Raw genomic sequence first — 22,192 nt, 5'->3', positions numbered from 1 at the left:
CTTGCTTAACGCAACTCGCCCGGGAGCCGCCGCCACTACCCGGCGTCCCCCGTCACCACCTCCCGCGCATCCGCCAAAAACGGCGTCAGTTCGCCCGAATACGTGAGCGTGAGCTGGTGCATGGCCCGGGTGCAGGCCACGTAGAGCATACTCCGGTCTACCTCGGTCTGGTAGCTGCGGGCCGAGACGAAGGGCACGATGACCTCATCGAACTCCAGGCCCTTGGCCAGGTGCGCCGTGGTGAGGATGACGCCTTCCTTGAACGTGGCCGATTCCGCCGTGAGCAGGTGGATGCTGCCCAGGTCGTGGAGCGCTTGGTGCGCGTGCGTGGCCTGCCGGAGCGTTTTGCAGATGATGCCCAGCGACTGCCGGCCCGAGTCCCGGAACTCCGCCACCAGCGTCCGGATGGCGGCCAGCTCTTCGGCGTTGCCGGCGCAGGGCAGGATCAGCGGCTCCCGGCCGTGCCGCTCCATCGGGATGATGGCGGGGTTGGGGGTGATGCGCTGGGCGAAGGCCGTGATTTCGAGCGTGGAGCGGTAGCTGCGCAGCAGCTTCACCACGTCGGCCTGCGGAAACACCCGCTCGATGGATTCGGCCGACGACGCGCTGTACGGATTCACCGTCTGGCTCACGTCGCCCAGGATGGTTTTGCGGCACGGAAACAGCCGCGCCAGCACCGCATACTGCACCGGGGTGTAGTCCTGCATCTCATCCACTAGCAGGTGCTTCACGTGGTCGTAGGCGCTGATGCCCTCCAGGCGCAGGCGCAGGTAGATGAGCGGAAACACGTCGGCGTATTCCAGGCCCGCGCGGTGGTCGTGCCGGAACAAGCCGGGTTGGCCCAGCCAGCGGTAAAAGTCGCGGTACAGGTCCAGCACGTTGTGGAAGCGGAACATGCGCGGAATGGCCTCCCCGATGGTGGCTTTCTCGGTCCCGGTCAGCTTGCGGCGGGCCGCGTCGCGCACGTGAGCCCGCACGGCCTCGGCCACCAGCGCAAACCGCTTCAGCAGCGGCACCCGGTGCAGGGTCCGGAACTTCTCCTGAATCAGGGCCCGGGGCACCACGGTGCTGCCTACCCGTAGGTCGGTCAGGGTGAAGTAGGTATTCTCGACGTGCAGCAGGTACTGGTTCAGCCGGCTCAGAAACTCCGTCGATGACTTAAACTGAATCCGCTCAATAAACGCCGGGTCGGGCCGCTCCAGCAGCGTGGCTACCTGGTCGAAAAAGGTCTGGAAAGGGTAGCGGTTCTCGAGCAGGTCGGCGGCCAGCTCCTCCATCACCATCTCCGGAATGTACTCCTCGCCCAGCTCGGGCAGCACGTTGGAGATGTAGTCGGCGAAGACCTTGTTGGGCGAAATAATGAGCACGTCCTTGGCGCGGATGGTTTCGCGGTGGGGGTAGAGCAGGAAGGCAATGCGGTGCAGGGCAATGCTGGTCTTGCCCGACCCGGCCACGCCCTGGATAATCATCACCGGGGCCGTTTCGTTGCGAATCACCGCGTTCTGGTCGCGCTGAATGGTGGCCACGATGTTCTTCATCTTGTCGTCCGAGGACTTGGCCAGCTCGCGCTGCAGCACGTCGTCGTGGATGCTCACGGCGCTGTCGAGCACGAACTCCAGGCGGCCGTCGCGGATCTTGTACTGGCGCTTGAGCGCAATGCGGCCCCGCACGAGCCCCCCCGATGGCGTGGTGTAAGCAGCGTCGCCCAGCTCGAAGTCGTAGAACAGGGAGGAAACGGGCGCGCGCCAGTCGTAAATGAGGCCGTGGCGCCGCTGCTCGTCCACGAATGAGTGCACGCCGATGTACACCGGCGTGGTTACCCCGTTGGGAGTGGTAAAGTCGACGCGGCCGAAGTAGGGCGACTGCATCAATTTGAGCAGGCGGCGCTTGCGGGCCACGCTGGCCTCGCCTGTAAAAGCCATGCGGTCGATGGACTGGCCGGCGGCCACCATGTCGGCGTCGTCCATGCCGGACTGGTGCTCGTGGAGGTATTCCTTCTTCTGCCGCAGCTCGCTGGAAAACTGCTTCACGGCCTCATCCACGCGGCGGATGGCCAGGGTCAGCTGCTCCTTTATCTGCTCCAGGTATTCCCGCTCTTCTTGTTCGGTTGCGTTTATCACGTGCTGCTCGGCTGCTGAAAAATGATCCTTTCGGGCCCCTTATCGCGCGGGGCCCGGATGGATGTGCAAAGAACGGCACTCTTTGCTTGCGCAGGGTTTCGGCAGACCGGAAAGGACAAGCTTCCCAATGCGGGAGCCTAACAGGAACAGGCGCAAAATACGACCCCGGCAGGCCAAGCCGGCCGCGGAAGAGCCCGCGGGCATGGCACCCAAGTAACCGCCTGCCAAGTTCGTTGCCAGCCCTTGGCATAGAGGCGATTAAAGTCGTATCTTAAGCATCCGTATCAACCTCTCCGCGCCATGAATGCTCCCGCTTCCAGCCCCTTTACCCTGGCCCGCACCTGCGTGTTCCGGCGCTACCTCATGTTGCGCCACTATACCGCCGCGCCGCTGGCCGTCCTGGTCGCCAAGGCCATCCGCCGCGCCGCCCGCAAGCGACAAAAGCAAGAAGCCAAAAGTGAGCGGCTGCGCGACTTCTACGGCTGGTGCGCCGGGTGCGAGGCGTACGGGTCGATATTTTGAGTTGAAATTTCAGGCAATAAAAAGCGCCACCTGACTTGGGTGGCGCTTTTTGGTTTTCGAAAGTTTGGGCCCACGTTTGAATTGCCGCAGCTCACCGGTCATAGATTTATCACTCACTTCTCTTTTTTCACCTCCGGCAGCAGCCGGAAATACGTGGCCTTAAATCGATTATCTACCACCGCGCCCTGCACTTCGGCCTGCCGGATGGCGCTGCAGAAGCCGTCCTTCGCGTGGGCGTCGCCGTGGGAGTCGATGGTGGTGCCGTCCACGAAGTAGGCCTGGCCGTTCAGGCGGATGGCCAGGTCGCAGCTTTTGCCGGGCAGGCCTAGGCGGCACTGGCCGCAGGAGGCTTCCACTATTATTGTTTTCTGGGTGGCGGCCGGCAGAGCCGAAGCAACGGGCGTGGTCTGGGCGACGGATCCGGTGGCCAAGGCCAGCAGGGTGAATAGTAGCGGGAATTTCATGGCGCAGCGAAAAAATATGCCGGGGAAGGTAGCAGGTTTAGGTTAAAACGTGAAACTGGTTCAGCAGGCTCTGAGTGAATAGCGCGGAACGGATTTCCGCGCTACCGGCCCTCCAGCAGCTGGAGCGTGCGGGCATCAGGTGCGCCGCCAAAGAACTTATCGAGCACGGCCTGGAAGACGGGGCTGCGGTTCAGGGCCGCAAATAAGGTCATGGACGAGCGTAGCTTCAGGTCGTCGGGCTGGCCCAAAACCTGGGTGGCATTGCTGGAGCTGAGGGCCAGCAGTGCCTCGCTGATGCGCAGCAGGCGCGGGCCCAGCACCGGATGCGCCAGATACGCCTCCGCCTCGGCCCGACCCTGGATGGCGTAAAACCGCGACGTTTCGCTGAAGCCCAGCCCCTGAATCTGGGGGAAGATGTACCATATCCAATGGCTAAGCTTGCGCCCAGCCTGAATTTCGGCCAGGGCCGTGGCGTAGTCGTGTTCTTGGGCGTCGAGGAAGCGTTGCAGGGAAGCAGGCATGGGTTGGGTCAGTTTACACGAATTTGGCAGTCATCAAAACGGCGTAGAGACGCATCCTTGCGTCTCAATCATTGCTGAGGTCGAGTTAATGATGCCGCTCCGGATGTTCAGCAAGGAGACGCAAATAGGCTGCTTTACCTAAAAGCGTCCAAAGAAATGCTAACGTACTGCCGCAAAGCCGGTTTGCCCACCCCGGATTGCCGGCCCAAAAAAAGACCCGCACGGCGTGGTGCGGGTCTTTTTTCAAAATGCCGAAGTCATTTCCTCACGGGAACTTCGGGTACTTCGAAAAGTCGGGGGTGCGCTTCTCGATGAAGGCGTTGCGGCCCTCCTTGGCTTCCTCACTCAGGTAGTAGAGCAGCGTGGCGTTGCCGGCCAGCTCCTGAATACCCGCCTGCCCGTCCAGCTCAGCGTTGAAGGCCGACTTGAGCATCCGCAGCGCCAGCGGGCTTTTCTCCTGAATCTTTTTGCACCAGGCCACGGTGGTTTCTTCCAGCTTATCGAGCGGCACTACCTTGTTTACCAGGCCCATGTCGAGGGCCTCCTGAGCGTCGTACTGGTCGCAGAGGAACCAGATTTCGCGGGCCTTTTTCTGCCCCACCACGCGGGCCAGGTACGAGGCCCCAAAGCCGCCATCGAAGGAGCCGACTTTGGGGCCGGTCTGGCCGAAGCGGGCATTTTCGGCAGCAATGCTCAGGTCGCAGACCACGTGCAGCACGTGGCCGCCGCCGATGGCCCAGCCGGCCACCATCGCAATGACGGGCTTCGGGATGGAGCGAATCTGCTTCTGCAGGTCCAGCACGTTCAGGCGGGGCACGGTGTCTTCGCCCACGTAGCCGCCGTGGCCCCGCACGCTCTGGTCGCCACCCGAGCAGAAGGCTTTGCCGCCCTCGCCGGTGAGGATGACCACGCCGATATCGGTGCGCATGCGGCAGATGTCCATTGCCTCAATCATTTCCTGCACCGTGAGGGGCGTGAAGGCATTGTGCACCTGCGGGCGGTTGATGCTGATTTTGGCGATGCCCTCGTGGAAGGTGAAGAGGATTTCGCGGAATTCCTTAATTGGAGTCCAGGTAATTGACATGAGGAGGAAAGTTGAGCTCTGCGTCCTCTGCGGCTCTTCTGCGTCCTCTGCGGGCTCAAATCGTAACAACGACTTAGCCCGCAGAGGACGCAGAGGATTGCGCAGAGGACGCAGATCGTTCAGGAAAAAGATGTGCGGACCGTGGCCCGGTAGTGTTCGAAGAAAGCGGCGTTGGTGGCGCTGTCGGTGGTGATTTCCAAGAGCGCCGCGCTGCTTCCGGGTGCAAAGAAAACCGATAAAGCCGTTTTGAGTTCAGCGAAGTTGGCGGCCGTGAAGTAGCGCAGGCCAAAATCGCGGGCCGTGTGCTCGGCCGTAAGCGGCTGGCGGGTTTCAAAAAACTCTGCCAGCTCGGGCTGCTGGCGCGGGCCATCAATGAGGCGGAAGATGCCGCCGCCGTGGTTGTTGAACAGCACCACGCGCAGGTTGGGCGTGGGGTAGTTCTGCCAGAAAGCGTTGCGGTCATAAAAGAACGCCACGTCGCCGGTGAGCAGCACTACGCGGCGCTCCGGCTGGGCCAGGGCCGCGCCCACGGCCGTGCTGGTGCAGCCATCGATGCCGCTGGTGCCGCGGTTGGCAAATACCTCGATGCTTTTGGTATCGGGTATGCCCAGAATATTGGCGTAGCGCACGGCCATGCTGTTGGCTAGGTGCAGTGCGGTGCCGTCGGTAAGGTGACGCAGCGTGTGGTGGAAGGCCGTGAATTCGTTGAACGGCTGGTCGTGCTGCGCCAGGAAATCGGTCAGGAAGCCTTTGGCCCAGCGGTCGGCTTTGCGCCAGGGCGTGGCGAAGTCGGCTTTGGCGGCAGCATCCTTTTCGGGCAAAGCCCAGCCGGCTTTCGGCCAGGTGAGGCGTTCGGTGGTTTCGCTAGGAATCGAACCAGCGGCTGTCGTAGCAGCCGGAGATTCCACGGAATCAGGCGCGATGCCTTGGGCCTCGGCTGTGTCCTCGGCCGACACCAGCCCGCCGAACATCGAGTAATCCGTAGCCACCAGCTGCCGGAAAAAATCGACCGGCTCCAGCCGAATGATGCGTGTGAGCGACTTGAACGTATCGGCCACCGGGCCGGCGGCCTGGATGTGCCAGTGCTCCGCCGGGGCCGACTCGCGCAGGTACAGCTTCAGCGCTTTGGAGATGAGCGACTGGCCGAAGGTGATGAGCAGATCGGGCCGCAAAGCCGCCTTCAACCCCGGCTCCGGTACGGCCAGAAACACGTCCTGGTGGCTGATGGGGGCCGTGCGCAGGTCGTAGTTGGCCCCCACGGGCTGGTGCAGATTGGCAATAACGTCGCCCACCACCGGTACCTGGTACGCACCCTGAAACTGGCGCAGCGCCAGCAGCAGCGCGGTATCGGGGTGGTGCTGGCCGGCTACCACCAGCACCCGCGGCGTGGTGCGGATGGTGCGGCGCAGCGCCACGAACTCGGGGCCGGGCAGGCGCGGCGGGCCGGTTATTTCCCGGATGATGCGGACTTTCTCGAACCGAATTTCCTCGCCTTGCTTCGGATAAAACGGCTCCCGCAGCGGCACATTCACCTGCACCGGCCCGGCCGGAAACTGCTGCGCCAGATTGATGGCCTCCGACACTAACCGGGCCGCGTGCCACTTGGCGTCGGTGTGGCTGGTGTCGGCAGGAAACGTGAACGTGCCTTTGGCGTGGGCGCCGTAGAGGTCGGTTTGGCGGATGGTCTGGCCGTCTAGCTGGTCAATCCATTCCGGGGGGCGGTCGGCGGTAAAAATGACGAGCGGAATCTGCTGGAAAAAGGCCTCGGCCACGGCCGGCGCGTAGTTCAGGCCCGCCGTGCCGGAGGTGCACACCAGCGCCACCGCCCGCCGCTGGCTCTGCGCCAGTCCCAGCCCGATGAAGGCCGCCGCCCGCTCATCGGGCACCGTGCGCACCGTAATATGCGGGTGCCGGGCAAAGGCAATAGTCAGCGGCGCGCACCGGCTCCCCGGCGACAGCACCACATCCGTAATGCCATGCTGAGCGCAGATTTCGGCGATATTGTGGATGGCTTGCATTGGTGAAACGTGTCATTGCGAGGAGGAACGACGAAGCAATCCGTCCTCTGAAATGTGAAAAGCTTTGTTAACCCACAAAAAACCTACTGGTGATGCATACGGAAGGGATTCCAGGTTAATAAGGCGTTGCTCGTTGTCCGGGACGGATTGCTTCGTCCTTCGTCCTCGCAATGACAGCTCACCGCAGCGCAGCGGCCACCGTGCTCAGCTTCATTTCCGTTTCGCTCCATTCGCGGGCCGGATCAGAGTCGGCGGTGAGGCCGGTGCCGGCGTACAGAACGGCTTCCGGGGGGCGAAGTTGCAGGCAGCGCAGGTTCACGAACAGACGGGCCACGCCGCGCTGGGGCAAGTTCACGGGGCCCAGGAAGCCACTGTAGTAGGCCCGGTCATAGCCTTCGTGGCGGTGCAGAAACTCCAGCGCCGCCTGCCGGGGCATGCCGCCCACGGCCGAAGTGGGGTGCAGCAGGCGCAGCATATCAGTGCCCAGCGTGGGGAAGGGCACCGTGCGCAGGTTCACGGCGAAATCGGTGCGCAGGTGCAGCAGCTCGCCCGCCACGGCGGTGCGCGGCCCGGTTTCGTCGTATTCGCGCAGCCGCAATTGCTTGAAGCAACTCACGATGTAGCGCGATACCAGGGCCTGCTCCTCAATCTCCTTCTGCCGCCAGATGGCCTGGCTCGGCAGCATGCCGGGCGTCAGCGGTTGGGTGCCGGCCAGCGCCATCGTGCGGAAAATACCGGCCTCGTCAATCGTGACCAGCACCTCCGGCGACGCGCCCAGCCAGGTGCCCGCGCCCGGCGCACTCACCAATGATACAAACGCCTGCGGATACCGCTGACACAGGCTCTCAAACGCCCGCAACGCATCAAACCCCGCCGGCAACGGCCGTCGCGCCGCCCTACTCGATACCACTTTCAGCACCTCGCCGCTCCGGATAGCTTCCACCCCAGTTTCGACCAGCGCCGCATATTCCGACTGGGTGGCCGTGTGCGGCAATGGCTGCGAACTTAGGTGCCAGGGCAGTTGACCGTCAGCCAGCTCCTCCGGGCTGGCCAGAAAAGCCCGCAGTGCCACCGCGCTGCTGGCGGTGGTACTTAGTTGCAGCTCCGTGGGCCGGTCGGCATCCCAAAAAACGTCGGCGGGCAGGAACAGGGCCGGGTTGTGGTCGGAGTCGCGGAAGGGGAAAAAGGCGAAGCCGGCCGGGGCCTCGGGCGTGAGGGCCGGGGGCAGGCCGGTGAGGGCCGCCTCGGCCGAAAAGCTCAGGCACAGCTGCGGCCGCTCGGTGCCGGGCAGCCGCCACAGCGCCACGGGCAGCTTGTGCAGCAGCGCAAACGTGAGCAGCTGCCGCGCCTGCTCCGAGGCGCTTTCAGGCGCATTCGGCCAAGCTACACTTTCCACTTCCGGCCGGCTCATGCGGGCTGGGCAGGCGTGGGCGGCAGGTCGATTACGGCCATCGTGATGCGGCTGATGCAGACCAGCGCCCCGGTTTCTTCGTGCGTAATGCGGATTTCCCACACCTGCGTGGTGCGCCCCACATGCACGGCCGTGGCGCGGCCCACCACGTAGCCCGAACGAACTCCTTTGATATGATTTGCGTTGATTTCCAGCCCCACGCAGGCTTTTTTGCGTAGGTCAACCTGAAGGGCCGCGCCGATGCTCCCCAGCGTTTCGGCCAGGGCCACCGAGGCACCGCCGTGCAGCAGTCCCATGGGCTGATGCGTGCGATGATCCACGGGCATGCGACCCACCAGGAGCTTATCCCCGACTTCGATTATTTCCATCCCCAGGTGCGCCCCGAGCGTGTTGCGGCACCAGGCGTTCAGCTGGTCGAGGTCGGCGGTAGGTTGTTCCATGCGAATAGCCAGAATAAAAAGGGTTTTTAGGGGCCGAAACTCCTACTTTTGGGCCTGAAACGACAAAGCTAGCGGGAAAGTGAGCGTCAAAAAAATATACCTCATCCGGCACGGCCAGACCGACTTCAACGTGGCCGGCATCGTGCAGGGCAGCGGCGTCGATTCGAGCCTGAACGAGGCCGGCCACCGGCAGGCGGCCCGCTTCTTCGCGGCCTACCGCCACCTGCCCTTCGATAAAGTCTATACCTCCACGCTGCAGCGCACCCGGCAGTCGGTGCAGGGCTTTCTGGATCTGGGCCTGCCCCACGAGCAACACGCCGGACTGAATGAAATCAGCTGGGGCGTGCGCGAAGGCACCCGCATCACGCCCGAAGAAGACGAAGAATACTACGGCGTGCTACGCCAGTGGCACCAGGGCAACACCACAGCCCGCCTGCCCGGCGGCGAAAGCCCGGAGGAAGTAGCCGCCCGCCAGCGCCCCTTCCTCGACCTGATTACGACCCGCCCCGAGGAAGAAAACATCCTGGTGTGCATGCACGGCCGCGCCATGCGCGTACTGCTCTGTCAGCTGCTCCACTACCCGCTCAGCCACATGGATGCCTTCGAGCACCGCAACCTGTGCCTGTATAAAGTGCACTACACCGGCTCCTTGTTCTCCGTGCGCAGCTTCCTGGACACACAGCACCTGCAGGAGCCGGCCTAGCCCGTAGCGCGAAAATCCGTTTCGCGACGAGCAGCGCGAGTATGTGGCCCCGCGCAGTTGGTGCCTACGTGAACTACCCGCCCTGCTCGTTGCGAAACGGATTTTCGCGCTACGGCCACCGGCAGCCAAATCAGGTGCTTCAGCGCCGCGCTGACTGCCGGCTTCTACAAGGCGAATTTTCGCTGGCCAAGCGGCGGCGGCCGGAAGGTCCCGGATAGTTTGCGCCCCCGGATTTTCGGGCTAATTTTGACCCTACACAATACAAGCGAGACACAGATGGCCGAAATCATAAGAATGCCCAAAATGAGCGACACGATGACCGAAGGGGTCATTGCCTCGTGGCTCAAGAAGGTGGGTGATAAAGTCAAATCCGGCGATATCCTGGCCGAAGTCGAGACCGACAAAGCCACCATGGAGCTGGAAAACTATGAGGACGGCACGCTGCTGCACATCGGCCCCAAGCAGGGCGACGCCGTGCCCGTGGATGGCGTATTGGCGATTGTGGGCAAGGAAGGCGAAGATATTTCTGCTTTGCTGAGCGGTGCGCAGGGTGCCCCCGCACCCGCCGCGGCTCCGGCGCCGGCTGCCGAAGCCGCCCCCGCACCTGCCGCAGTTGCTCCCGCACCTGAAGCTGCTCCCGCCGCGGCACCAACGCCCGCGCCCGTAGCAGCCGCGCCGGCCGGCAATGGCAAGAAAGCCACCGTCATCCGGATGCCCAAAATGAGCGACACGATGACGGAAGGCACCATTGCCTCCTGGCTTAAAAAAGTGGGCGATAAAGTGAAATCCGGCGACGTGCTGGCCGAAGTCGAAACCGATAAGGCCACGATGGAGCTGGAAAACTACGAAGACGGCACGCTGCTCTACATCGGACCCAAAGACGGCGAGGCCGTGGCCGTGGATGGCATTCTAGCCATCATCGGCGAAGAAGGAGCCGACGTGCAGGCGCTGCTCGGCGGGCAATCGGGCGGCAGCGCGGCCGCGCCGGCTCCGGCCGCTGAAGTGGCTCCGGCTGCTGCTCCCGCCGCTGCCGCTGCTACTCCCGCCGCCGCGCCAGCCGTGGCCGGTGCGCCGCAGTCGGCTACGGTTTCGCAGCCGGGCGGGCGCATTTTCGCTTCGCCACTGGCCAAGAGCATTGCCAAAGACAAAGGCATTGATCTGAGCAGCATCAAAGGCTCGGGCGAAAACGGCCGCATTGTATCCCGCGACCTGGAAACGGCCCAGCCCGGCACCGCGCCGGCCGCGCAGCCTGCTGCCGCTCCGGCTCCGGTAGCTGCCCCGGCCGCCACGCCGCAGGCCGCTACTGCCGCCCCCGCCGCTGCTCCGGAAGCCAAGACCTCAAGTCCCCAGGACTCAAAGTCCCCGGCCGACGGCACCTACACCGACACGCCGGTGTCGCAGATGCGCAAGGTCATTGCCCGCCGCCTTTCCGAAAGCCTGTTCACGGCCCCGCATTTCTATCTGACGATGGAAATCAACATGGACCGGGCCATGGAAGTGCGCACCCAGCTCAACACCCTCTCGCCGGTGAAGCTCAGCTTCAACGACCTGGTTATCAAGGCCGCCGCCGTGGCCCTGAAGCAGCACCCAGTGGTGAATTCCTCGTGGCTCGGCGACAAAATCCGCCAGAACCATGTGGTGAACATCGGTGTGGCCGTGGCCGTGGACGAAGGCCTGCTGGTGCCCGTGGTGCGCAACGCCGACGGCAAGGGCCTTTCTACCATTGCCACCGAGGTGAAGGCGCTGGCCGAAAAGGCCAAAACCAAGAAGCTGCAGCCCGCCGAGTGGGAGGGCAGCACCTTCACCATCTCCAACCTGGGCATGTTCGGTATAGAGGAGTTCACCGCCATCATCAACCCGCCGGATGCCTGCATTCTGGCCGTAGGCGGCATCAAGCAAACGGCCGTGGTGAAGGATGGCCAACTGGCTGTGGGCAATATTATGAAAGTGACGCTGAGCTGCGACCACCGCGTGGTGGACGGCGCGACGGGTGCCGCCTTCCTGCAGACTCTGAAAGCGCTGCTGGAAGACCCGATGCGCATGCTGATATGATAACGGAAGCAGGGAGCGAAGCATCGAGCAAAAGCCCCAGCGGGGCGAAATATCGGTAGTCGCAACCGGCACACAGCAACCAAAGCCCCAGCGGGGCGGCACCGCTCGTCGAACGAGGTGTCGCCCCGCTGGGGCTTTGGTATTGCTTCTGGTTTTTCTTGCCACCGACATTTCGCCCCGCTGGGGCTACGGCTTCTATTCCGCAGCTTGGCTTAGCAATCATCCTGAAAAACAACAAAAAAGCCAGCCCATTCGGGCTGGCTTTTTTGTTGTCGCCCGGCTCGAATATCGTGTGAAATGAATGATACTGGGCGGTGATTTTATTGCAAAACCTCTATACTTACCGGAAATGGGCGCTGGGTTGGCACCCGTGTGAAATGGTTAAACCACGTAATCAGGTGAGAGTATGAAGCAAAATTTACTGGCAATAACGCTTTGTGTGGCGAGCGTGGCGGCCTTCGGGCAGGGGCAAGCCCTGATGGGGCAGGTGCTGGATGCCAACGGCAAACCCGTAATCGGGGCCACGGTGGTGGAAAAGGGCACCAACAACGGCACCGCCACCAACAACGACGGCCGCTTCACGCTGTCGGCGCGCACGGCCAGCCCGCGGCTGGTCGTCAGCTCCATCGGGTTTGCGGTCCAGGAAGTGAGCGGCGGCAGCGGGCTGCGCGTGCAGTTGGCCGAATCGAGCACCAGCCTGAGCGACGTGCAGGTGGTGGGCTCGCGCAGCCAGAACCGCTCCGTCACCGACTCGCCCTCGCCCGTTGATATCATCGACCTGCGCGAGGTAACCACCAAAACCGGCCAGCTCGACGTGAACCAGCTGCTGCAGTTCGTGGCGCCCTCGTTCAACTCGAACCGGCAGACCGGCTCCGACGGGGCCGACCACGTGGACCCGGCCTCGCTGCGCGGCCTGGGCCCCGACCAGACGCTGGTGCTGGTGAACGGCAAGCGCCAGCACCAGTCGGCGCTGGTGAACCTATTTGGCTCGCGGGGCCGGGGCAACACCGGCACCGACCTGAACGTGCTGCCGGCCGCCAGCATCGAGCGGATTGAAATTCTGCGCGACGGCGCGGCGGCGCAGTACGGCTCCGATGCCATTGCCGGCGTGATTAACATCGTGCTCAAAACCAGCGTGAAGGAACTGACGGCCAGCGCCAATTACGGGGCTTACGATGCCAAATACCGCCGCGACAGCGAGAAATTCGACGGCGGCAACTTCAACGCCAACGTAAACTACGGCGTGGGGCTGGGCGAGAAGGGCAGCTTCATCAACGGCACCCTGGACTTCAACCAGCGCCAGCACACCCAGCGCGCGGCAGTGCCGGTGGGCCCCGACGGTCTGGCCCGCCGCGAGTACGGCGACCCGAAAGTGTCGAACCTCGCGGCCTACGTCAACTCCAAGTTTGCCCTCAGCGACAAGGCGCACGTGTACGTATTTGGCGGGGCCAACAAGCGCCGCGGCGATGCCTACGCCTGGACGCGCTTCGCCGACGACGACCGCAACGTGCCCGCCATTTACCCCAACGGTTTCGACCCCATTATCACCAGCGACATCGTGGACGTGTCGGTGGTGGCAGGCGTGCGCACCAAGCTGGGCGAGTGGGACCTGGACGTGAGCAACAACTTCGGCTCCAACCGCTTCGAGTACGGCGTGAAAAACTCGCTGAACGCCACGCTGGGTGCCAGCTCACCTACTTCCTTCGATGCAGGCGGCTTTCAGCTGCAGCAGGACGTAGTGAGCCTGGGACTGACGCGCAATTACAAAACCGTGCTGCAGGGCCTCAACCTGGCGGCCGGGGCCGAGTTTCGGCGCGAGTGGTATTCGCTGTTTGCCGGCGAGCGCAACTCCTGGGATACATTCGGCGTGAACCCCGACGCGACGCCCGGCTCCCAGGGCTTTCCCGGCTATCAGCCCAAGGATGAAATCAAGGCTCAGCGCGACAATTTCGGGGCTTACGCGGATGCCGAGCTGAGCGTGACGACCCCGTGGCTGGTGGCCGCGGCCCTGCGCTACGAGCACTACACCGACTTCGGCAGCACGCTCAACTACAAGGTTTCGACGCGCTACAACCTGACCGAGTTTCTGACGCTGCGCGGCACCTACAGCACCGGCTTCCGGGCCCCATCCCTGGCCCAGATCAACTTCAACTCCACCTTCACCAACTTCATCAACGGGCAGGCGGTGGAAGTGCTGCTGGCCCGCAACAACAACCCCATCACGCAGAAGCTGGGCATTCCGGCGCTGCGGCAGGAAACCTCCAACAGCGCCAATGTGGGCCTGACCAGCCGCATCGGATCCTCGCTGAGCTTGACCGTGGATGGCTACTACATCAAGGTGAAGGACCGGGTGGTGCTCACCAGCCCTTTCAAAGCCCGCAACCCGGACCCCAACGACGAGGATAACACCATTCTGGACCCCGTCATCGGGGCTGAGCTGGAAGCCGCGGGGGTGGGGCAGGCGCAGTTTTTCGCCAACGCCGCCGACACCCGCTCACTGGGCCTGGATGTGGTGCTGAACCACACGGCCACGGTAGGCACGGGGCGGCTTACCTCGTCGGTAGCCGCGAATTTCAACCATCTGAAAATTGACCGGGTGAAAACCAGCGGCCGCCTCACCGGCCGCGAAGATGATTTCTTTGGCCCCCGCGAGCAGGCCTTCGTGAAAGCTTCCGCGCCGCCGTCCAAAATCAACCTCACCCTCGACTACCAGGTGGGCCGCTTCAGCACGCTGCTGCGCCTGGTGCGCTTCGATAAGGTGAAGCTGATCGGCTACGACGACAAGCCCATGAACTACGCCGCCCGCGTCACCACCGACCTGACGCTGAGCTACGCCCTCACCGAGCACCTGCAGCTCTCGGTGGGCAGCACCAACCTCTTCAACCGCTACCCCACGCTGTTCGATCCGCAGGTGACGGAAACCGGCGGCGCCTGGGACCCGGTGCAGATGGGTTCGAACGGGCGGTTTTACTTTGCTAAATTGCAGGCCCGATTCTGATACGAGTTGTCAGCTGTCAGTTGCTCGTTGTCAGCTGATGCCTGTTTGAGAGTACGAAATTGGGAGTCAGCCGTAGGTGTTTAGCGCACCAGCGGCTGACTTCTTTGTTATCCGCGCTTCTGACAACTGACAACCAGCAACTGACAACTACCTCATGAAAATCCGCTCCACAACCGTGCTCGGCGTGCGCCACAACGGCCAGATTGCCCTGGGAGCCGACGGCCAGGCCACCATGGACAAGCACGTAGCCAAAAGCAATGTGCGCAAGGTGCGCAAGCTTCACGACGGCAAAGTCGTCACCGGCTTCGCCGGCTCCACTGCCGACGCGTTTATGCTGCTCGACAAGTTTGAGGAAAAGCTCGGCGGCTACGGCGGGCAGCTGCGCCGCGCCGCCATCGAGCTGGCCAAGGAGTGGCGCAAGGACCAGTACCTGCGCAAGCTCGAAGCCATGATGGTGGTCTGCGACAAGGACGAGCTACTCATCATCGCCGGCACCGGCGACGTGCTGGAGCCCGACTCCGACGTGGCCGCCATCGGCTCGGGGGCTATGTACGCCCAAGCCGCCGCCCTGGCCCTGAAAAAGCACGCACCCCACCTCACCGCCCGCCAGATGGTAGAAGAGGCCCTGCACATCGCCGCCGACATCTGCATCTACACCAACCACAACCTCATGATTGAGGAGCCGGTATAGGTTTGTGGGCAGTAAACCAAAAAGAACGTCATGCTGAGCTTGTCGAAGCATCTCGCGTGCTGATGTCTGAATACTAATCAGGCGACACCACGCGAGATGCTTCGACTTCGCTCAGCATGACGGTCAGTAAAAGCAACAAACAACCCCCCAACTCATGCAAATCACCAACTTCCTCAAGCACCACTACCGCCACTTCAACGCCGCTGCCCTGATTGATGCCGCCGAAGGCTACAACAAGCACCTGGCCGAAGGTGGCAAGATGATGATTACGCTGGCCGGCGCCATGAGCACCGCCGAAATGGGCATCCAGCTGGCCGAATTGATCCGCCAGGACAAGGTGCAGATCATCAGCTGCACGGGGGCCAACCTGGAGGAAGACATCTTCAACCTCGTGGCCCACGACTTCTACGAGCGGGTGCCCAACTACCGCGACCTGACCCCCGCCGACGAGCAGGCCCTGCTGGAGCGCCACATGAACCGCGTGACGGATACCTGTATCCCGGAGGAAGAGGCCATGCGCCGATTGGAGCACTCGGTGCTCAAGTTCTGGGAGAAAGCCGATAAGGCCGGCGAGCAGTACTTCCCCCACGAGTTCTTCTACCAGATCCTGAAATCGGGCGAGCTGGAGCAGTACTACCAGATTGACCCCAAGAACAGCTGGATGCTGGCCGCCGCCGAGAAAAACCTGCCCATCATCTGCCCCGGCTGGGAAGACTCCACACTGGGCAACATCTTCGCCGGCCACGTCATCTCGGGCGACATCAAGAACGTGCACACCGTGCGCACCGGCATCGAGTACATGATTTATCTGGCCGACTGGTACACCCAGCAGGCCACCGACGAGAGCAAAGTCGGCTTCTTCCAGATTGGCGGCGGCATTGCCGGCGACTTCCCCATCTGCGTGGTGCCCATGCTGCACCAGGACCTGGGCCGCACCTCGGTGCCGCTGTGGGGCTACTTCTGCCAGATTTCGGATTCCACCACCAGCTACGGCAGCTACTCGGGTGCCGTGCCCAACGAGAAAATCACCTGGGGCAAGCTGGGCCAGGACACGCCCAAGTTCATCATCGAATCGGACGCCACGATTGTCGCCCCGCTGATTTTCGCCATCGTGCTCGGGCAGTAAGTGTTGCCTAACGCTTAAAAAAAAGCCCGCCGCTGAAGCTTCAGCGGCGGGCTTTTGATTTGTAGCCGCCGGCGAGCGGCGCGGCCCCGGTGGGCAAGCGGCGGCTACCGCCTCGCGGGGGCTGGGGCGCTGCGGGCCTGCTGCTTCCGTAGCTGATCCTCCTGCTTCATGGCGGCCTTGAACGTCGACCAGTTCAGGGCGTACATGAGCGTGGTGAAAAGCACAATGGAAACCACGTAGCCCAACATGTAGGTCATGAAGCCGCACCACAGCCGGCGGGCCAGACCGAAGGTAGTGGGCGCGAGCAGGCTGCCGTAGGCCCAGGTGGCATAAGCGACGACTGGCACCATAAACCACAGGCTGACGGTACCAATCTGGGGCGTGCCGCTGAATTTGTACAGAACCGGTAGGTACAGCACAGCGAAGAAGTTGCAGATAGCCGTAATGAAGGCCGCAACAATCAGGCACTCGGCGTAGTTGTAGCCGCCGCGCCGCAAAAACCAGCGTGCAAACAGCGCCCACACCGGTACCGTAGCCACGTAGAACCAGCTCAGGTACTTCATCATAAAGCGCATGGAGATTACCTGCATCTGCCACACGGCCTCGGGTATGTTGGGTTCCCGGGGTGGCGTGATGTCGATGTGTAGGAGCGAGTGCAGCAAAGCGTACAACCCCGTGATAAGAAACAGCAAGGACAGCGGCCGGAAATGGTCGACGCGCTGGCCGGCCAGGTAGGCTCGGATGGTGGGGCCGGGCCGGAAGACCATCGTTTTCAGTGTATACAGAATGCCCTTATCGACGTGCCAGATGGAGTGCATCACGTCGTGGGGCATGTCCCTTAGCGTGAGGCGGTGCGTGTGGTGGGCATTTTGCCCGCACCGTCCGCAGAACCGGTCGGGCACGGCGTGGCCGCAGTTCAGGCACGCCGCCGCCGCGGGGTGAGCCGGCGTTAGCGCCGGCGTAGGCGTATCGTGCGGGGCGGGAGCCGGCACCGAAGCAGGGGGAGTGAGGGTAGAGGCAGATTGCATATAGGCGTGCGTCAGGGGGAGAGACCAGGTGAAGAAGCCGGCTTTAAAATAGTAAATACCGGCCAAAAGTCTACTGCTTAGCGCGTGCCGCTTGCTGACCCTGACACCCGGCGGGCAGCGGCGGCCACTACCGCGGCGCGGGCAGCCCCAGCTGCTCGGCCAGCCAGTCGGTGCGGTCGTAGCGGATGATGGGCAGCGCCATGGCGTGCCGGGCGGGGTAGGTGGCAATGCGCTTGGGGGAAGGCGCGGCCTGGTACAGCGCCAGAAAATCGGGCCGTGGCGTGTAGCCGTCCAGCTCGCCAAACTGGAAGAACAGGGCCGCTTTCGTGTGCTTCAGCGCCTGAATCGGGTCGAGCGGGGCCAGCTGACTTTTGAAGGCGGGCAGGGCCGCGCCGGTAGGCCTGCCGCTGGCCGAGCCGAACAGATACCAGTCGGCGAAGCGGGCGGTGCCGGCAATGAACACACCAGCCTTGATGCGCGGGTCGGCCCCCGCCACCAGGGCCCCAAACATGGCCCCGTAGTCGTGGCCCACGTAGCCAATGCGCTTGGCATCTACCTGGGGCTGGGCCAGCAGCACGTCGAGGGCCCGGCGCAAATCCTGGCCCTGGCGGATGGTGTTCCGGTAGTCGTCCTGCCAGCGACGGCTGCGGTAGCGCACCGTATCGGACCAGAACGTGGACACCAGCACCGCTACCGTGCCCCGTCGGGCCAGCGCCCGCGCCTCGTCCAGAAACTGGGTGCGGTTCGAGGTCGGCGACGAGGGCTCGAACCAATGCACGAACAGCACGCCGGCCAATGGCCCGGCGCTGGTATCGGGCCGCACCACGTAGGCCGCAATGGGCGGATTGCCGGCCACGCTGGCAAAACGGATGTCCTCGACGACGACCCCGCCTTCCCGCTGCCGGCTCAGCCGGGTAACGCCCAGCGGCGCGGCCGCATTGTAGGCCAGCAGCTGCGCCGGTATTTTCGCGGGCGGCTGCGGAGTTTGGGCCCCGGCCATATTCAGGCGCAGGCCCGCCAGCAGCAGCGCCAGCAGGAATTGACGGCAGCGAGTCATGGGAAAGAGAGCTAAAAGTGCTTCGGAAATATACCTTAAAAACGATATGCTGCCGGGGCTGGCGGGTACAAAAAAACTGACCGCAGCCGGAGATTATGGGGCCATGATGAACTATCGGGGTAGATGCGCTATTTTTCAAGTATGAAAAACACGGTTGAATACATTGCCAACGAAGCCGGGCAGCGTACGGCGGTAGTGGTGTCTTATGCGGAGTGGGAGAAGATGCGACAGAAGCTGAGCCGCCTGCAACAGAAGGTGCGGGTGCTGCAAGGGATTCGCAATGGCCTGCGCGAAGTGAAGGCCGCCGGGGAGCGAAACGAGCCGCTGCAGTCGTTGCAGGCGTTTTTGGATGAGAGCTAGGTTTGTGCCAGCATTGATTCACATCTACGATAAGTCCGATACTGCCAGTATTTCAGACAAAGAACTGGCCGCCTTGATTGAGCAAGTGTAACACAAACAGGCCCGCCGCTGATAGTCAGCGGCGGGCCTGTTTGTGTATGATAGATGCGTTTATATGGCTTCAGCTAGCAGTTCCACGAGGTCTTCGCGCACTGCCGCTTTCAGAATCTGCGGCTCAATCGGAAATTCTCGCAACGCGTTCCAGGCTGCTTCGTCCTCAGCTGTAACAGGAGCGTCAAAGTCAAAATTTATTAGAGCTTCTTGAGCAGCGGCAGTAGCAGCTTCTTGTGTGTCGTAAAAATGGGTTATGATGCTGCGGAAGAAAGCAGCGTTGATGGATACCTCATCAGCATCCATGTAGGTGTCCGAATATGTCAGGCTGTACTGCAATATCTGTTTGCCATGTCGGAATACTTCCAGTTCAATAGAGCTTTTCTCCATCTGCGTATCATCTCCCGTAGCAGAAGACTGGACACCGGGGCCAGTCAGGATATGCGAGTGAAGGGAGATATTCGGGTTTTTTTCGGCAACACTAACTGCCAACGGGACAAATACGTCTTCGTACACTTCAGCTAAAATGATTTCGAAAGCATCGGTTCGTTCAAATGTATACATGAGTGATTTGGGTTAGATGATTAGTGCGACAAGGTAGCCAACTTACTGCACGCCGCTTACTTTTCTTCCTGTAGTCGCTCGACTGTGTCGAGCGGTAGCATGGACTCTTCCAGCCCTTCAGCCAGCAGTTCAGCCTCGCACCGAAGCCCGGCCAAACGCGCTTCCAGCAGCCGTTTCGCGGTGGCTCCGCAGGTGGTGCGTAGCTGCTTGCGGGCTTCCCGCTCAAACAGCGTAAGCCAGTTCTGCTCGTCCTCCGGATTTTCGACGGGGCCGGGGTAGGCCCGCAGAGCCGGCGCGGCCGCCAGCCGCGCCGCGTACGGAGTCGCCCGGCGGCGCAGCGTTTCCAGCTGCAGCTCCAGGCCCAGAATCCGGCCCTGGCATATGCGCAGGTGGAACCCCAGCTCCTCCGCGTCGGGTGAGGGCTCGGGCAGCGGCGGCGGGGCCGGGAAAGTGCCGCCCGCGCCGTCGTACACCAGCCCTTTAGCCGCCAGCTCTAGGCGCGCTTGCTGCACCCCCGTAGCCGGTGCCGTCGATTGGTAGCCCCGCTCCGTCAGGGCCAGGCTCGACCGGGCCACGCCCAGCCATTCAGCCATCATTTCCTGACTAAGCCCGAAGTGAGTGCGGAGGTCGCGGGTATCCATGCTGTTTGAGTAAGGCGGTTTAGGAAAGCTAAACAGTTTCGGCCTAAACAATTTCAAATTGTTTAGGCCGAAACTGTTTAGCGACCTAGTGACTGCCCCGCGCAGTCGCTCGGCTAGGCCGAGTGACGACTACGCTTTGAGCAGCTATGCTGCGAATTGCACCACGCTGCCAGAACAGCTACTCGGCGCGGGAAACTCGCGACACAGCCGCTCCGGCGTAGAGGTCACTCGGCATAGCCGAGCGACTGGGGAGATTCCATACCTGATGGCGTAAGTTAGAAATGCGTGCCAGCAGGGAAACTATTTGAAAATTGAGTCAACTTCTTTTTGGGCAGATTTGCCCTCCAAAATTTTAAGAAAATTGTTCATTTCATCATAAGAATTGAATTCTAAAAAGTTAGAAACCATTACCGATCCTTCGATTTTGATGAGACAAGAACTTGTGCCGTCAGTACGACCAGTAAAGATAAGTTTAGCTGTGTTAGCGAATTGTTGCATGTAGCCATGAAATTGGAAAGTGCTTTTATCCATAACCCAGAAACGGACAATTTCCTTTCGGAATTCTTTTTTGTATTGTTGATTAATGGCACTCCATTCTTTTGCCTTTTTCATGCCTTTAATGAGCTGTGTGGCAGCTGTTGGCCCTAATCTAAAAGATATGTCATTGCCATAGTATTCGGTTTCTATAAACATGCCTTTTGAGGAACGGGCGACTGTAACATCTGTGTCTTGACTAAAGCAGAGTGATATGGATGTGAAAGACCATGCTAAAGTTAAAAGCAAAATTTTCATAAATTATTAAAGAAATGTGGGAAATAAGATTGTGGTCGATTTGCTTGTACGATGAATTGAAGGAGAAAATTTAATAGACGAAAGGGCTTGTAAATTAAATAATATCTACGCCATTTCCGGCTGCCGCTTCTCCTTCACCATCCCTACCGCCTCAAATGCCTGCCCCAGATCCAGCATCAGATCCTGTGGGTCTTCCACGCCGATGCTCAGGCGCACCATTTGGGGCGTGATGCCCATTTCGCGCTGGTCTTCCACGGTGATGTCGGAGTGGGTCATGGTGCCGGGGTGCTCGGCCAGGCTTTCGGTGCCGCCCAGGCTTACGGCCAGCTTTATTAGCTTGAGGGCGTTGAGGAAGCGGAAGGCTTCGGCCTCGCCGCCCTTGATGTCGAACGAAATCATGGAGCCGGGCGAGAGGCAGTGGCGGCGGTAGATGTCCTGCTGGGCGGGGGAGTGCTCCAGGTGGGTGAGGTAGTAAGTGCGCGCCACCAGCGGGTGCGCCCGCAGCCAGTCGGCAATGATCTGGGCTGAGTGGGCGGCGCGCTCCATGCGCAGCTTCAGGGTTTCGAGGCTGCGCATCAGCATCCAGCCGGTGTTGGGGTCGCACATGGTGCCCATGAAGGTGCGCATGGCCTTGATTTCCTTCATCAGCGGCTTGCTGGCCAGGGCCGCGCCCGCAATCAGGTCGGAGTGGCCGCCCAGAAACTTGGTGGCCGAGTACAGCACCACATCGGCACCGTGCTTGAGCGGGTGCTGGAACACGGGGCCCAGGAAGGTATTGTCGACCACCAGGCGCACGGGCTTGTCGGCGGTGCCGTACTGGCGGGCCAGGGCGGCGCAGGCTTCCAGATCCACGAGGTGGTTGGTGGGGTTGGCGGGCGTTTCCACAAAAATCATAGCCAGGCGGCCGGGCTCGATGGCCGCGGCCTGGGCCTGCAGCTCCGCGGGCGTGGCGGTGGGCAAAAAGCCCCGAGCCTCGATGCCGAACTTGCGCAGCACGTTTTTCAGGAAGAAATCGGAGCCGCCGTACACGGGCTCGGAGTGCAGCACCACGTCGCCGGGCTGCAGCAGGGCCAGCAGCGTGGTACTGATGGCGGCCATGCCCGAGGCGAAGCTGGCGGCTTCCTCGGCCCCATCCCAAAGGGTGAGGCGGTGCTCCAGAATTTCGAGGCTGGGGTTGTTGAGGCGGGAGTAGATCAGGCCCATTTCCTCGTCGGGGTTGGCCTGGCGCAGCCCGTAGGCCAGCTCGAAGAACGCCTTGCCTTCCTCAGCATTCTTAAACACGAAGGTGGAGGTCTGAAAAATCGGGGGCTTGATGGCGCCCTCGCTCCAGGCGGGGGTGTAGCCGTAGCTCATCATCAGGCTTTCGGGCTGCAGCGGCTGGCCGCCAATGTGGGCGTGGTCGTGCGGATTCGTCATGGGAAAAGGGGGTTGGGTGGGAGAGGAGAACAGTGTTACGAAGGTAGCTTTTCCCGGCGAGCAGTTTTCGGTGCCAAACCCGGCGGGCGTAAAT

At 61.9% G+C, this 22,192-nt stretch carries 20 protein-coding genes; 7 read left to right on the top strand and 13 right to left on the bottom strand.

Annotation, left to right across the window (positions count from 1 at the left end):
* Positions 1-35: 35 nt before the first annotated feature.
* Positions 36-2,120, bottom strand: a complete 2,085-nt coding sequence (locus tag BUB62_RS15535) for a HelD family protein (protein ID WP_073111644.1) — start codon at positions 2,118-2,120, stop codon at positions 36-38.
* A gap of 300 nt (positions 2,121-2,420) precedes the next feature.
* On the opposite strand from BUB62_RS15535, the gene BUB62_RS15530 reads away from it, so the two are divergent.
* Complete coding sequence (locus BUB62_RS15530) at positions 2,421-2,642, top strand: hypothetical protein (RefSeq protein WP_073111642.1); 222 nt, start codon at positions 2,421-2,423, stop codon at positions 2,640-2,642.
* Positions 2,643-2,755: 113 nt separating this feature from the next.
* On the opposite strand, the gene BUB62_RS15525 is transcribed toward BUB62_RS15530, so the two are convergent.
* From BUB62_RS15525 to BUB62_RS15500, 6 genes are all read right to left on the bottom strand, one after another.
* Positions 2,756-3,106 (bottom strand): DUF6370 family protein, encoded by a 351-nt coding sequence (locus BUB62_RS15525; RefSeq protein ID WP_073111640.1) that lies wholly within the window; start codon positions 3,104-3,106, stop codon positions 2,756-2,758.
* Positions 3,107-3,207: 101 nt separating this feature from the next.
* On the bottom strand, positions 3,208-3,627 hold the full coding sequence (locus BUB62_RS15520; RefSeq protein WP_073111638.1) for a DUF1810 domain-containing protein: 420 nt from the start codon (positions 3,625-3,627) through the stop codon (positions 3,208-3,210).
* Positions 3,628-3,892: 265 nt separating this feature from the next.
* Positions 3,893-4,711, bottom strand: coding sequence for a 1,4-dihydroxy-2-naphthoyl-CoA synthase (gene menB / locus BUB62_RS15515; protein WP_073111636.1), 819 nt, complete (start codon positions 4,709-4,711; stop codon positions 3,893-3,895).
* A gap of 119 nt (positions 4,712-4,830) precedes the next feature.
* A complete protein-coding gene (menD, locus tag BUB62_RS15510; protein ID WP_073111635.1) occupies positions 4,831-6,729 on the bottom strand; it encodes a 2-succinyl-5-enolpyruvyl-6-hydroxy-3-cyclohexene-1-carboxylic-acid synthase in 1,899 nt (632 codons plus the stop codon).
* Positions 6,730-6,907: 178 nt separating this feature from the next.
* Positions 6,908-8,140, bottom strand: a complete 1,233-nt coding sequence (locus BUB62_RS15505; protein ID WP_073111633.1) for a chorismate-binding protein — start codon at positions 8,138-8,140, stop codon at positions 6,908-6,910.
* Entirely contained in the window at positions 8,137-8,580 is a 444-nt protein-coding gene (locus BUB62_RS15500) for a hotdog fold thioesterase (RefSeq protein ID WP_073111631.1), read from the bottom strand. Before BUB62_RS15500 ends, BUB62_RS15505 begins: the two co-directional genes overlap by 4 nt.
* A 79-nt stretch (positions 8,581-8,659) precedes the next feature.
* Here BUB62_RS15500 and BUB62_RS15495 point away from each other — a divergent pair, with 79 nt between their 5' ends.
* The 5 genes from BUB62_RS15495 to BUB62_RS15475 all read left to right on the top strand — a co-directional run bounded on the left by BUB62_RS15495 (position 8,660) and on the right by BUB62_RS15475 (position 16,150).
* Positions 8,660-9,283, top strand: coding sequence for a histidine phosphatase family protein (locus BUB62_RS15495; RefSeq protein ID WP_073111630.1), 624 nt, complete (start codon positions 8,660-8,662; stop codon positions 9,281-9,283).
* Between the two features lie 276 nt (positions 9,284-9,559).
* Positions 9,560-11,335 (top strand): pyruvate dehydrogenase complex dihydrolipoamide acetyltransferase, encoded by a 1,776-nt coding sequence (locus tag BUB62_RS15490; RefSeq protein WP_073111629.1) that lies wholly within the window; start codon positions 9,560-9,562, stop codon positions 11,333-11,335.
* Positions 11,336-11,741: 406 nt separating this feature from the next.
* Entirely contained in the window at positions 11,742-14,333 is a 2,592-nt protein-coding gene (locus BUB62_RS15485) for a TonB-dependent receptor (RefSeq protein WP_073111628.1), read from the top strand.
* Between the two features lie 154 nt (positions 14,334-14,487).
* A complete protein-coding gene (gene hslV / locus BUB62_RS15480; protein WP_073111626.1) occupies positions 14,488-15,024 on the top strand; it encodes an ATP-dependent protease subunit HslV in 537 nt (178 codons plus the stop codon).
* Positions 15,025-15,178: 154 nt separating this feature from the next.
* A complete protein-coding gene (locus BUB62_RS15475; protein WP_073111625.1) occupies positions 15,179-16,150 on the top strand; it encodes a deoxyhypusine synthase family protein in 972 nt (323 codons plus the stop codon).
* Positions 16,151-16,254: 104 nt separating this feature from the next.
* Here BUB62_RS15475 and BUB62_RS15470 read toward each other — a convergent pair whose 3' ends face one another.
* Together BUB62_RS15470 and BUB62_RS15465 are read right to left on the bottom strand one after the other, a co-directional pair.
* Complete coding sequence (locus BUB62_RS15470) at positions 16,255-17,178, bottom strand: DUF3667 domain-containing protein (RefSeq protein ID WP_143164219.1); 924 nt, start codon at positions 17,176-17,178, stop codon at positions 16,255-16,257.
* Between the two features lie 127 nt (positions 17,179-17,305).
* Positions 17,306-18,235: an alpha/beta hydrolase gene (locus BUB62_RS15465; RefSeq protein WP_073111621.1), complete on the bottom strand. Its 930-nt coding sequence runs from the start codon at positions 18,233-18,235 to the stop codon at positions 17,306-17,308.
* 141 nt (positions 18,236-18,376) lie between these two features.
* Between BUB62_RS15465 and BUB62_RS15460 the strand changes: the two genes are divergently transcribed.
* Positions 18,377-18,595 carry a hypothetical protein gene (locus BUB62_RS15460; protein WP_073111619.1) on the top strand — a complete coding sequence of 73 codons (219 nt, stop codon included), beginning with the start codon at positions 18,377-18,379 and terminating at the stop codon, positions 18,593-18,595.
* Positions 18,596-18,745: 150 nt separating this feature from the next.
* Here the strand turns inward: BUB62_RS15460 and BUB62_RS15455 are convergent, their stop codons facing one another.
* The 4 genes from BUB62_RS15455 to BUB62_RS15440 all read right to left on the bottom strand — a co-directional run bounded on the left by BUB62_RS15455 (position 18,746) and on the right by BUB62_RS15440 (position 22,098).
* On the bottom strand, positions 18,746-19,249 hold the full coding sequence (locus tag BUB62_RS15455) for a hypothetical protein (protein ID WP_073111617.1): 504 nt from the start codon (positions 19,247-19,249) through the stop codon (positions 18,746-18,748).
* Positions 19,250-19,305: 56 nt separating this feature from the next.
* Positions 19,306-19,890: a hypothetical protein gene (locus BUB62_RS15450; RefSeq protein WP_143164218.1), complete on the bottom strand. Its 585-nt coding sequence runs from the start codon at positions 19,888-19,890 to the stop codon at positions 19,306-19,308.
* Positions 19,891-20,190: 300 nt separating this feature from the next.
* Positions 20,191-20,682 (bottom strand): hypothetical protein, encoded by a 492-nt coding sequence (locus tag BUB62_RS15445; protein ID WP_143164217.1) that lies wholly within the window; start codon positions 20,680-20,682, stop codon positions 20,191-20,193.
* A 105-nt stretch (positions 20,683-20,787) separates the two neighbouring features.
* Positions 20,788-22,098, bottom strand: a complete 1,311-nt coding sequence (locus BUB62_RS15440) for a cystathionine gamma-synthase family protein (RefSeq protein ID WP_073111611.1) — start codon at positions 22,096-22,098, stop codon at positions 20,788-20,790.
* Between the last annotated feature and the right edge of the window lie 94 nt (positions 22,099-22,192).

The organism is Hymenobacter daecheongensis DSM 21074, assembly GCF_900141805.1.
In the GTDB taxonomy this organism is placed as follows: domain Bacteria; phylum Bacteroidota; class Bacteroidia; order Cytophagales; family Hymenobacteraceae; genus Hymenobacter; species Hymenobacter daecheongensis.
Note: the sequence above shows the minus strand (reverse complement) of the source record. Positions and strands in the feature narration are given on the sequence as shown.

What these genes read in the sequence shown, in the direction of transcription:
- menD (WP_073111635.1), bottom strand. Translation starts at nt 6,729, where the DNA reads ATGCAAGCCATCCACAATATCGCCGAAATCTGCGCTCAGCATGGCATT.
- BUB62_RS15475 (WP_073111625.1), top strand. Translation starts at nt 15,179, where the DNA reads ATGCAAATCACCAACTTCCTCAAGCACCACTACCGCCACTTCAACGCC.
- BUB62_RS15485 (WP_073111628.1), top strand. Translation starts at nt 11,742, where the DNA reads ATGAAGCAAAATTTACTGGCAATAACGCTTTGTGTGGCGAGCGTGGCG.
- BUB62_RS15490 (WP_073111629.1), top strand. Translation starts at nt 9,560, where the DNA reads ATGGCCGAAATCATAAGAATGCCCAAAATGAGCGACACGATGACCGAA.
- hslV (WP_073111626.1), top strand. Translation starts at nt 14,488, where the DNA reads ATGAAAATCCGCTCCACAACCGTGCTCGGCGTGCGCCACAACGGCCAG.
- BUB62_RS15440 (WP_073111611.1), bottom strand. Translation starts at nt 22,098, where the DNA reads ATGACGAATCCGCACGACCACGCCCACATTGGCGGCCAGCCGCTGCAG.
- BUB62_RS15525 (WP_073111640.1), bottom strand. Translation starts at nt 3,106, where the DNA reads ATGAAATTCCCGCTACTATTCACCCTGCTGGCCTTGGCCACCGGATCC.
- BUB62_RS15450 (WP_143164218.1), bottom strand. Translation starts at nt 19,890, where the DNA reads ATGGATACCCGCGACCTCCGCACTCACTTCGGGCTTAGTCAGGAAATG.
- BUB62_RS15455 (WP_073111617.1), bottom strand. Translation starts at nt 19,249, where the DNA reads ATGTATACATTTGAACGAACCGATGCTTTCGAAATCATTTTAGCTGAA.
- BUB62_RS15470 (WP_143164219.1), bottom strand. Translation starts at nt 17,178, where the DNA reads ATGCAATCTGCCTCTACCCTCACTCCCCCTGCTTCGGTGCCGGCTCCC.
- menB (WP_073111636.1), bottom strand. Translation starts at nt 4,711, where the DNA reads ATGTCAATTACCTGGACTCCAATTAAGGAATTCCGCGAAATCCTCTTC.
- BUB62_RS15460 (WP_073111619.1), top strand. Translation starts at nt 18,377, where the DNA reads ATGAAAAACACGGTTGAATACATTGCCAACGAAGCCGGGCAGCGTACG.
- BUB62_RS15520 (WP_073111638.1), bottom strand. Translation starts at nt 3,627, where the DNA reads ATGCCTGCTTCCCTGCAACGCTTCCTCGACGCCCAAGAACACGACTAC.
- BUB62_RS15530 (WP_073111642.1), top strand. Translation starts at nt 2,421, where the DNA reads ATGAATGCTCCCGCTTCCAGCCCCTTTACCCTGGCCCGCACCTGCGTG.
- BUB62_RS15500 (WP_073111631.1), bottom strand. Translation starts at nt 8,580, where the DNA reads ATGGAACAACCTACCGCCGACCTCGACCAGCTGAACGCCTGGTGCCGC.
- BUB62_RS15465 (WP_073111621.1), bottom strand. Translation starts at nt 18,235, where the DNA reads ATGACTCGCTGCCGTCAATTCCTGCTGGCGCTGCTGCTGGCGGGCCTG.
- BUB62_RS15505 (WP_073111633.1), bottom strand. Translation starts at nt 8,140, where the DNA reads ATGAGCCGGCCGGAAGTGGAAAGTGTAGCTTGGCCGAATGCGCCTGAA.
- BUB62_RS15445 (WP_143164217.1), bottom strand. Translation starts at nt 20,682, where the DNA reads ATGAAAATTTTGCTTTTAACTTTAGCATGGTCTTTCACATCCATATCA.